Source organism: Paracoccus sp. TRP, assembly GCF_000185925.1.
Taxonomy (GTDB): domain Bacteria; phylum Pseudomonadota; class Alphaproteobacteria; order Rhodobacterales; family Rhodobacteraceae; genus Paracoccus; species Paracoccus kondratievae.
Genome location: NZ_AEPN01000070.1, coordinates 1 through 10,399 on the forward strand (window position 1 = coordinate 1; position 10,399 = coordinate 10,399).

Annotated in this window: 11 protein-coding genes and 1 pseudogene; 8 read left to right on the plus strand and 4 right to left on the minus strand. The window is 55.2% G+C overall.

Annotated elements, in window-relative coordinates; all coding sequences use genetic code 11:
• The 4 genes and pseudogenes from PARACOCCUSGL_RS21895 to PARACOCCUSGL_RS21005 all read right to left on the minus strand — a co-directional run.
• A partial coding sequence (locus PARACOCCUSGL_RS21895; protein ID WP_138918400.1) for a DUF1217 domain-containing protein occupies positions 1-377 on the minus strand: 377 nt, incomplete at its 3' end.
• 121 nt (positions 378-498) lie between these two features.
• The gene (locus PARACOCCUSGL_RS21660) at positions 499-852 is read right to left on the minus strand and encodes a flagellar biosynthesis regulator FlaF (protein ID WP_083825872.1); all 354 of its coding nucleotides are present in this window, start codon (positions 850-852) and stop codon (positions 499-501) included.
• 59 nt (positions 853-911) lie between these two features.
• A pseudogene (locus tag PARACOCCUSGL_RS21000) lies at positions 912-1,753 on the minus strand (flagellin).
• Between the two features lie 159 nt (positions 1,754-1,912).
• The gene (locus PARACOCCUSGL_RS21005) at positions 1,913-2,224 is read right to left on the minus strand and encodes a hypothetical protein (RefSeq protein ID WP_010400260.1); all 312 of its coding nucleotides are present in this window, start codon (positions 2,222-2,224) and stop codon (positions 1,913-1,915) included.
• Between the two features lie 357 nt (positions 2,225-2,581).
• Between PARACOCCUSGL_RS21005 and PARACOCCUSGL_RS21665 the strand changes: the two genes are divergently transcribed.
• The 8 genes from PARACOCCUSGL_RS21665 (at position 2,582) to PARACOCCUSGL_RS21010 (ending at position 10,362) form a co-directional block, all read left to right on the plus strand.
• Positions 2,582-3,754: a flagellar hook-length control protein FliK gene (locus PARACOCCUSGL_RS21665; RefSeq protein ID WP_158004481.1), complete on the plus strand. Its 1,173-nt coding sequence runs from the start codon at positions 2,582-2,584 to the stop codon at positions 3,752-3,754.
• Positions 3,755-3,796: 42 nt separating this feature from the next.
• The gene (locus PARACOCCUSGL_RS0118835) at positions 3,797-4,453 is read left to right on the plus strand and encodes a flagellar hook capping FlgD N-terminal domain-containing protein (protein WP_040602333.1); all 657 of its coding nucleotides are present in this window, start codon (positions 3,797-3,799) and stop codon (positions 4,451-4,453) included.
• Between the two features lie 282 nt (positions 4,454-4,735).
• Positions 4,736-5,749, plus strand: coding sequence for a LacI family DNA-binding transcriptional regulator (locus tag PARACOCCUSGL_RS0118840; RefSeq protein ID WP_010400263.1), 1,014 nt, complete (start codon positions 4,736-4,738; stop codon positions 5,747-5,749).
• Positions 5,750-5,827: 78 nt separating this feature from the next.
• Positions 5,828-6,910, plus strand: coding sequence for a sterol desaturase family protein (locus tag PARACOCCUSGL_RS0118845; RefSeq protein WP_010400266.1), 1,083 nt, complete (start codon positions 5,828-5,830; stop codon positions 6,908-6,910).
• On the plus strand, positions 6,907-7,221 hold the full coding sequence (locus PARACOCCUSGL_RS0118850) for a MocE family 2Fe-2S type ferredoxin (RefSeq protein ID WP_010400267.1): 315 nt from the start codon (positions 6,907-6,909) through the stop codon (positions 7,219-7,221). Before PARACOCCUSGL_RS0118845 ends, PARACOCCUSGL_RS0118850 begins: the two co-directional genes overlap by 4 nt.
• Positions 7,222-7,296: 75 nt before the next feature.
• Positions 7,297-8,241, plus strand: coding sequence for a substrate-binding domain-containing protein (locus PARACOCCUSGL_RS0118855; RefSeq protein ID WP_010400269.1), 945 nt, complete (start codon positions 7,297-7,299; stop codon positions 8,239-8,241).
• A 52-nt stretch (positions 8,242-8,293) separates the two neighbouring features.
• A complete protein-coding gene (locus PARACOCCUSGL_RS0118860; protein ID WP_010400271.1) occupies positions 8,294-9,499 on the plus strand; it encodes an NAD(P)/FAD-dependent oxidoreductase in 1,206 nt (401 codons plus the stop codon).
• The gene (locus tag PARACOCCUSGL_RS21010; protein WP_010400272.1) at positions 9,499-10,362 is read left to right on the plus strand and encodes a sugar phosphate isomerase/epimerase; all 864 of its coding nucleotides are present in this window, start codon (positions 9,499-9,501) and stop codon (positions 10,360-10,362) included. The genes PARACOCCUSGL_RS0118860 and PARACOCCUSGL_RS21010 overlap by 1 nt, the downstream gene beginning before the upstream one ends.
• Positions 10,363-10,399: the final 37 nt, after the last annotated feature.

Genomic DNA, 10,399 nt, shown 5'->3' on the forward strand with positions numbered 1-10,399 from the left:
TGGCTCCGCCATTTGTCAACATGACCTAATGACGAAGGAAAGGCAAGGGCCTTGCACATATCAAGATATTTTTTATCAGAAATTCTATTAACAAAACTATTCTTATCATCCGGATCCGAGGTAAGAATTTTCTTAATAAAGTACTTATTCTTTATATCCGAATCGAGACCAAAGGCAGCCAGAACGACGGAAAATATTTTTTGGTCCCCGATAAGATCATCTACGTCTCTAATTTTTGAAGCATTATCTGAAAAGTATTTATAAACAAGCTTTACTTGGAAACTTTGAGCGTACGCGGTTTTCTGCCTAGTCATAGATCGCTCCAAAACTTTCCAACCAGCATATCCCCCGACCCCAATTTGAACAGTATAACTCAAAGTCACTCACCCACTAATTCTCTAAAAATGCCATGGCACATGGTCAAATTCTAAAGCAATCCATCAATTACAAAGTCGCCCAGAGGATGAATGACAGTTCTGCACAGAACGGCACATAAGTTTACCTGCCCACCCCCCTCATCATAGCTTTATTTATATCAATTAAAACATCAACAGACGCTTCCTCCACAAGCACACGAAACCCGTATTTCAATACAAAGGAGGAAAGAGATAATATTCCCACCTTCACATCTTCTGGCAATAAATTTCCAGGGGATCGCACATCATCAGCCAATACGACCCAAAGCTGATTGTTGTAAACTACAGAATTTAAAATTAACCCACGGTCATTTGAAATTTTAGCAGCCTGCAGTTCCCGTGTAGAACGAAGAAAAGCGGCATATTCATGATCTCTCTCGCTTCTAACTTCATCATATCCTTTGAAGTCACTAAAATTCACACAACCAACACTCATATAACATATCCAGAACAGCGTTCATTTAATTGGGGTGCCACTAAAGGCACCCCGTTTAATTAACGGAACAGAGCCAGGATATTTTGAGGCGCCTGGTTTGCGATAGAAAGTGCCTGAACGCCCAACTGCTGTTGAGTTTGGAGCGCTTGCAGCCGCGCAGAAGCCTCCTCCATATCAGCATCCACCAAAGCACCAATTCCGGTAGTAAGAGAGTCCGCGAGCCTTGAAACAAAATCTGACTGATCGCTGATCCGCTTCGCCGCTGTACCCAGTTGCGCAGCACCCTTCTTGGCAACCTCGATCATAGTTTCGATCTCACCAATTGCGGTCTGCGCCGTCGCTGCATTGGTGATAGTGGTCAGTGTAACTCCTTCAATTTTCTCTTCGAAATTCACAGAATTTACGGTAATCGTTTGAGCGGTCGTCGTCGTCTCGCCTTTAGTCCGGTCCAGAGATGCGAGGACGGTAAAGGATGTCGAGCTACCAACCGGATTAGTTTTAAGCAGATTGACCCCGTTCATCTGGGTGCCATCGATAATTGAGACAATCTGGTTTTTCAGCTGCACGATCTGCTCATTGACAGTGCCAAAGTCATTCGCATCACTGCCGGCGCTGGCCGCCAGGTCTTTCATCTGCACCAGCAGATCGCCAATCTGCTGCGCCCCATCAAGTGCGGTCGTTACCACTGCCTGCGACAGGTTAAGGTTGCTCTGCAGGGTTTTAAAAGTCGATTGATCCGATTCCATCACCATTGCAATCGACCAAACGGCAGCATTATCTTTTGCCGTAGCTACTTTTTCCCCGTTGAAATTTCATTTTGCGTTTTATTGAGGTTCGCGTTAATCCCTTTCAGGGTTTGCAGTGCGACCATTGCACCGTTGTTAGTCAGAATACTGGACATCTTTAACCTCGATTATTTCCGGACACCATGTCCCACTCAAGACAGTTCGGCATCTACCGAACAAAGAGATCCCGATTTTCTCTACATCGGAAATCATCTCTACTCTTTACCTGCCTCTTCAGGTCCTGTGATGCAATCAAATATCATGGAAAAATTTATTCAAAATCTATACCCCTTATCCACCGCAGGATAACAATCCGTCCTTTTTCCATACTCATCATAGATATAGATACTGCGGGTGAGGGCCATGATCTCATCAAACTGGTATCGGACCGCCGCCGCACCGTCTCTCACAGCTGTAATCAATGCCCGAATCGTAAGAAGAGCTTCAGTACATCCTGATGCATTTTCACCCCCCACCTTTCCAGCAAGAACCAACTCTTCAAACTGCCTGATGCCCTTCATTGCATCGACAATCCGAGCTTCAAGAAGATGCTCTTGAACTTGGTGTAGCAGTTGTAATGGTTTCATTTTTACCCCATATCCGATATATGCAGATTTAGCGCCAGACGCTGCGCAAGCTGAGAAGCGTAGGCATCCTTTAAAAAGCTGCTAAAATGCTCCTCCCCCACACCGCCCCCAAACCCTGAGGATGTCTGTTGCGGCCACGCGTATTTCAGCATCTCTGAAAGGAACATCCGCTCGAGCCCATCATAAGGTTTTGTTATCGTTCCGCTTTTCACTGTAGGACTGGACATCCATCCAACCGGCTCCATGTAGTAATACCCTTGTTTGAAGTTTACACGACTTCATTCTATGGAGGAGGAGTAAATATTTGGTAACGTTCTTGTAGTATTCCATGGCGATACCGTCCCTATGGAGCCATCAATGATACGCATCGGTTTTGAGATTTTACCTACGCATCGGCATGGCATCTCCGATTCCCAGAACAAGGTGGATTCCAACAGGTATGATCGGCCAGATTTCATCGACGCATATGAGAAGAGACCTGATCAACCAGACGGGGAAGAGGAAGCTTTGACTTCCGATACCGGGAATCAAGAACAAGGCAGTCCGGCCGAGACAGGGCCGATCGGAATCGATTCACTTCTCACGGATGAGCATTTTTACCAGATTCAAGTGCATAACGAAATATCTTGTTTGCGCGAGTGTGAAGCGGAGGGATCCGATTCGGGTGAAAGCTACGACTCCGACACTCAGGCGGAAGCCGCAACCAGCGCTCATACCGAATCATTCGCCAAATTGGTAGATTATGATGAGATATTTGCGTCCAGAAGTGGTGAAGAAGTTAATGGCCCAGTGAAGCCAAATCAGTCAGCGCATCCGGATCGGATGAACAGCACAAACCTGACCGCCACTTTATCAAGGGGTACTGGCGAAAGCGACCTCCTATCCGATATATCTGAAAAATATACTAATGACCGTGCAGAGACCGCGCGCCTTACATATGTGGATTATACGGAAGATCATGACCAAGTTTCATCCGTTACCTCCATAAGCGGCTCGGGGGAGGAAAATCAGAAACTTCCGAGCCTCTTTAATGAGATGAATTTGAACCACAACACATCCAATCAAGAATATATAATTATCTCGGGCTCGCCAGATCGGAAAATTCCGCTTACCTACCGCTCGCCTTATCTCCATGCAAATCATATAGCCCAAGCACCTGCATACAGCGCATCGAATCCTGCTGAAGGGGTGATCGAGATAATTCTGACACCAGAAGATTTAGGACCAATGAAGATTATCCTCACACCCGGAGAAAAGATGCATGTCTCTGTTTTCGCAGAACAGCATGAAACCTATCAGATTCTTAAGAGAAATTCCGGAATTTTAGAGGAAGAACTACGCCAATCCGGTCTGGGAAAAGCAGATGTGTCATTTTCCAACAACGGGAAGAATAGCCAATCAGGGGGAAGCGTTCCAGAATCCACGCGAAACACTGAGGATGAGCCAGAGGCATCGACCGGGAAAGCGCCACCGGTGCTGTCAAGAACAGGTCGAAACGTAGCGAATCGTGAAATTGACATCAGAATATAGGAGATCACATTGACAGGACCAGGTAATATCCCACCCTTTAAAATGGGACCGGGACAACGCTCAGGCAGGTCTGCGCCTTCTCAAAACAATCCCGCACAAGGCCAGTTTGATACTTTCCTGAGGATGCTGACTGCGCAGCTCAGAAATCAGGACCCATTAAACCCCATGGAGGGCACAGATTTCGCCGTTCAGCTTGCCACATTCTCGGGTGTTGAGCAGCAGGTCTTGACCAATGCCCTGCTGAAAGAGATGCTGCTAGCCAGCGAGGAAGGGGAGCTTGGACAATTCTCGGACTGGATAGGGCGCGAAGTGCGAACCAGCAAGCCGGTCTGGTTTGATGGTAAGCCTCTTGCTTTGACGGTTGAGGACGTCGCCGGTGCCGATACCATGACTCTTGTGACTCTTGACGAAAATGGTCGTGAAGTCATGCGCGAGAAGATCAGCCCTGACACCAGTGAGATCGAATGGCAAGGTATTGGCAAAGATGGCAAGCCACTGCCGTCTGGTTTTTACAGTTTCCGAATTGAGGCAACAAGTAACGGCGAGACACTCAAAACCCGTGACGTCGAGGCTTATACCCGCGTAACAGGGGTAGAGATTACCAAGGATGGCCCCAGTCTGATCTTGGAGGGTGGTGGAACAGCTGGCATCAAAGATGTCACGGCACTGCGGGAGCGCTCTGAAACAGCGAAGAGCTGACGAGGGATAAGGTCTCGCCCGGAAAGCTCCGATAAGCCGTGACTGCTTCACTTCCCCGGCACAATCGTCTGCTCAGGCAGGTGAACACCGGCCGTGACTGCCAGGAATGGCCCAAGGAAAGCAAGCATGGGACAACGGGTGCGAGTGATTATAGAGGGATGAAGAGGCAAAGGCAGATCGAATGATTGTCAGACCTGCCGCAACCTACCTGCAGCCCCACTCGACATCCCGAAGGTTTATCAAACCTGCAGGACAGGCCACAGAATCGGCGATATTGCGATAATGACCAAAGGCACGAAGAAACCGACCTTCCACGATATCGCGCTTCTTGCCGGAGTTGGCACCGCTACGGTTGAGCGGGTGTTGAATGGCCGTGGGGGCGTGCGGCCCGAGACGGCAGAAAAGGTTGTGCTGGCCGCACGAACCCTCGACTATCCGCGTATATTACCCGACGCGCATCGTGGGCTGATGCGGATTGAGGTGCTGATGGTACGGCCCGAGACCACCTTTTACCGGCGTCTGTCGCGTGCCTTTGAACGCATTTCTGCAACGTTGGATCCTCTGATCATCGTCCATCGCAGTTTTGCCGAAGAAATGAACCCGACGGAGGTTGCGGCCCGCATCTCCTCTGCCGGGATGCGTCGGGCGGGTCTGATTCTGGCGGTTCCGGATCATCCGCTGATCCGGGATGCCATTGAGAGCATCGCAGCCAAGGGCATCCCGGTAGTCCATGTCGTCACCCGAGCCTCGGACGAAGTGGGAGAGTTTGTTGGAATCGATAATTACGCCGCTGGACGTACCGCAGCGATGTTCATTTCCCGGATGAGCCCCCACAATGGGCGGGTCATGGCGATCTGCCATCCGATCTATCGCGTGCATCGCGACCGTATCCGGGGTTTTTCGGATTATTTCGCCGATCATCCGGAAGGTCTTGAGTTCGATTGGGTCGGTTTTGGCCGCGACGAGGAAGCCCGCCACGCCGATCTGCTGTTCACTGCCCTGAACCGGCACCCCGATCTTACTGGTCTGTATAACGCGGGCGGAGCCAATGCGGCGCTGATCGAGGTGCTGCGCCGGCATCCGCGCGGGCGCGATCTGTTCTTTGTCGGCCATGAGCTGACCGACTATACTGCACAGGCGCTGCGGGACAGGGTGATGGATGTGGTGTTGGATCAGGCACCAGAGGCGCAGGCCCGCCGCGCCCTTGATATGGTGCTACGCCGCATCGGCCTGACCGAGATTGAGCCCGATCAGGACCCTATCCGCTTTATCACCATCACCGCCGAAAGCCTTTGATCTGATTTGATCAAGGAAGCTTTCGGCTTCCCCGGACCTTGCTGCTACATCTTGCCGCAGGAGGAGGGCCGGCAGACCATGGCGCATGACGCCCTCCGCCCCATCCCCATCGCCGAGGAGAGCGTCATGGACGATCTGCAATATGGAACGCGTAACAAGCGCGGCGACTGGACGCCGAACCGTCCTGTCGAGCCTGCGCCGCTGTTCGACTTTCCCCCGCGTATCAAGGCCATCCTGAAATGGCTGCCGCATTATTTCCTGCCCTGGAACGTGATCTTCGCCGTTTCGGCAGTCGCTTACTGGGCCTGGATCATCCCTCCGGTCGAGTCGATGCAAAGCATCCGGCTGGGCTGGATCGGCTGGCTTTATGCGGTGAACGCCCTGTGCGTTTTACTGTTCTACGGCGCGTTTGAACTGCACCTCTATGTGCTACGCCGTCAGGAAAACCGCTTTAAATACAACGGAAAATTCCCCGCCGAACAGCGCAGCAAAGCTTTCTGGTTCGAAAGCCAGAACATCGACAACATCCTGCGCACGTTTTTATCGGGGGTGACGATCTGGACCGGGGTCGAGGTGGTAATGCTCTGGGCTTATGCCAACGGCCATGCGCCATGGCTTAGCTTTGCCGAGCGTCCCTGGACGCTGGCACTGGTCGCACTCGCAGTACCGGTCATTCACGAATTCCACTTTTTCTGCATCCACCGGCTGATCCACACGCCGCTGCTTTATAAATGGGTGCATTCGGTACATCACAACTCGGTCAACCCTTCGCCCTGGTCGTCCCTGTCGATGCATCCGGTCGAACACCTGCTGTATTTTGCCACGGTATTCTATCACTTGATCCTGCCTTCGAACCCGGTGGTGATGCTTTATCAACTGCATTACGCGGGCTTTGGCGCCATCCCCGGCCATGTCGGCTTTGACAAGGTTGAGGTGGGCGAAAACGGCCTCGTCGATAGCCATGCCTACGCCCATTACCTGCATCACAAGTATTTCGAGGTGAACTACGGTGATGCGCTGATCCCCTTGGACAAGTGGTTCGGCACCTGGCACGACGGCTCGCCCGAAGGCGAGGCGCGGATGCAGCAACGCTATCGCAAGCGCAAGGAAAAGCTTGCCGCCCGCAAAGCCCGAATGGAAGCCGGGGGAGCCACCAAATGACCGATTGGGTAACTGCCTGCAAACTTGACGATATCGAACAGGAAGGCGCGATTCGCTTTGATCACAACAGCCGCACCTACGCGATCTATCGCGGCCCCGATGACAGCGTCTGGTGCACGGCGGGCCTGTGCACACATGAGGCGATCCATCTGGCTGACGGGCTGGTGATGGATTTCGAGGTGGAATGCCCCAAGCACTCTGGCGCCTTTGACTATCGCACCGGCGAGGCTTTGCGCCTTCCCGCCTGTGAAAACCTGCGCACCTATCCAACAGAGATAGTGAATGGCGAGGTTCGCGTGGCCCTGGGATAGGGCTGCGCACGCACCAATGGCCCCGCGACCGGAGCCTGGGAACGCAAGGGGTGCCGCGCACCCAAGGGAGGAAGAATGAAACGGATCATCGCCGCGGCTTCGATCGCCGCGCTAAGCGCCGCTGCCGCAGGGGCGGAAACCATCGGCGTCTCGATGCAAAGCTTTGACAACAATTTCCAGACTCTGCTGCGGGAGGGGTTGCAGAAACGCGCCTCGGAACTGGACGGCGTGACCCTGCAGACCGAGGACGCACAGACCGATGTCGCCAAACAGCTTAATCAGGTGAACAACTTCATCGCTTCTGGTGTCGACGCAATGGTGGTGACGCTGGCTGATACCTCGGCCGCGCCCGGGATCTCGGCGGCGGCTGAGCAGGCGGGGGTTCCTCTGGTCTATCTGAACCTTGAGCCTGCGAATATCGCAAGCCTGCCGGCGACACAGGCCTATGTCGGCTCGCGCGAGACTGAATCGGGCAAGCTTGGCGCCGAGGCCGCTTGCGATCTGCTGAAGGCCAAAGACAAGCAGGGCAATGCGCAGGCCTATATCCTGATGGGCGATCTGGCGCATGAGGCGGCACGCGAAAGATCCGCCTCGGTGCGTGACACCCTGGCTGCGGGGGATTGCAAGGACGTGGCCATCGCCGACGAACAGCCTGCGGCGTGGCAGCGCACCAATGCCATGGACCTGACCACGAACTGGATCACCTCGGGCCGGCCGATTGATGTGATTTTCGCCAATAATGACGAAATGGCCATCGGTGCCATTCAGGCACTCAAGGCTGCGGGCACCCAGATGGATGAGGTGATCGTCGTCGGGATCGACGCCACGCAGGATGGTCTGGCCGCGATGCAGGCGGGTGAGCTGGACGTGACCGTGTTCCAGAACGCCGCCGGTCAGGCTGCAAGCGCGCTGGATACCGCACTCGCACTCGCCCGGGATGAGCCGGTCGAACAGCAGGTTATGGTACCCTTTGAGCTGGTCACACCGCAGAACATGGCCTCTTTCGCGGGCCGCAACTGACCGGATGGCCGGCGCACGCCCACCGCGCCGGCCCCTGCAAGCGGAGAGCAATATGAACGGCATGGTCATCATCGGAGCTGGCGAATGCGGTACCCGCGCGGCATTCGCCCTGCGCGAGGCGGGCTGGAGTGGCCCTGTCACCCTGATCGGGACCGAACCCGGCGTGCCCTATGAGCGCCCGCCCCTCTCGAAACCCCGGGATGGGATAGTGCTGCGCAAACCCATCTGCCCACCCGAGGCTTTCGGGAACGCGGGTATTCATTATCTGGCGGATTGCACTGCCCGGTCGCTTGATCCCGTCACAAAGACAGTGACGTTGGAAAATGGCGAGGTCCTGCCCTATCACCGCCTGCTGCTTGCGACCGGCGCGACGCCTCGACGGCTCATCTGCCGCGGAGGGGACCGAGCGCTGAACCTTCGCAGCCACGCCGATGCCGAAGCAATTTTTGCGCGCGCATTGCCGGGGCATCCCGTTGCCATTATCGGCGCCGGGCTGATCGGGATGGAGCTTGCTTCCGTGCTGATCAGAAACGGGGCCCCGGTCCATGTGATCGACACCGCCCCTGCCCCTCTGACGCGTGCCGTTCCCAGCCATTTCGCAGCACAGCTGCATCAGCGCCATCAGGCCGAGGGGGTGCGCTTTCATCTCGGTCAGGGCGTCGCGGAAATCGGAACAGACGGGGTTGCGCTTGCGGATGGCACTTTTGTTCCCGCCGATCTCACAGTGGCGGCCATCGGCGTGGTGCCAGAAACCGGGCTGGCAAAGGCCGCTGGGCTTGCGACCGGAAACGGTATTCTGACAGATGCAGAGTTGCGCAGCAGCGCCCCCGACATTTTTGCTGCCGGGGATTGCGCGGCAGCCGTTCAACCCGATGGCAGCCATCTGCGCCAGGAAAGCTGGCAGAACGCCCGCACCCAGGCCGAGACAGCCGCCCGCAATATGCTGGGCGAAAGCCAGCCTTATGCGGCCCTGCCATGGTTCTGGTCGGATCAATACGACCTCGGCCTTCAGGTCGCCGGTCAGCCCCGGCCTGAATATCATATGGTCCGGCGCCCCCTGCCAGGTGGAGAGCTGGCCTTTTACCTCAACGCTGGCCAGCTCGTGGCAGCAGCAGGACTTGGCGCGGGCAATAGCACCGCCCGAGAGGTAAAGCTGGCAGAGATGCTGATCCTGGCGGGCGCCCGCCCGGATCCGGCTCTGCTCGCCGACTCGGCGATCAATCTGAAATCTCTGCTCAAAAGCGCACGGGCGGCGTAATGCAGCGGCTTTTGGTCTTTCAATCCCTTTGGGCGATGGAGCGTCGCCACACCGACGGGCACGAGCGTAGCCTTGACGAAAACATTGCCCTGATCCTCGACGCCGGTTTCGACGGGATCAGTGCACATTATACCAGCCGCGCTGAGGTTCAGCGGCTAAACCTCACCCTTTCAGGCTCGGGTCTTGGCGTCGAGGGGGTCTGTTTTCCGCGCACAGTGGATGACCTGCGCTTGCCGCTGGAGCTCGCCGCCGAATTCCCGGTCAGCCATCTGAACCTGCAACCTGACATCCGCCTGCGCCGGGTCGAAGACTGCCTGCCCTTGCTGGATGGCTGGCTGTGTCTGGCCGAGGATGCCGGCATCCCAGTGCTGATCGAAACTCATCGCGACCGCATGACCACCGATCTGTTCTTTACGCTGGATCTGCTTGAAGCCCGTCCGGAACTGCCGCTGCTGGCGGATCTGTCGCATTTTCTGGTCGGCCGCGAGTTCGCCTATCCGGTCAGCGCCGAAAACCACACGCTGATCCAGCGCATCCTGCGAAATACATGGGCGTTTCATGGCCGCGTCGCCTCGCGCGAACAGGTGCAGATCGAAATCTCATATCCCCATCACCGCCCCTGGGTCGATCTGTTCCGGCAATGGTGGCGTGAAGGGTTTCGCGATTGGCGCAGCCGCGCGGCGGCCGGTGCGGCGCTGGTCTTTACCTGCGAACTGGGTCCCAAACCCTATGCCATCACTGGTCCCGACGGCAATGACACCACCGACCGCTGGAACGAATCGCTGATGCTACGCGACATGGTCCGGACCCTTTGGGCCGAAACAGCCAAACTGCCGACCGAACCTGCCCGCAGATGCAACTAGCCCGCCCCTTTTCATTTTTTTGGAGGTATTTTCATGA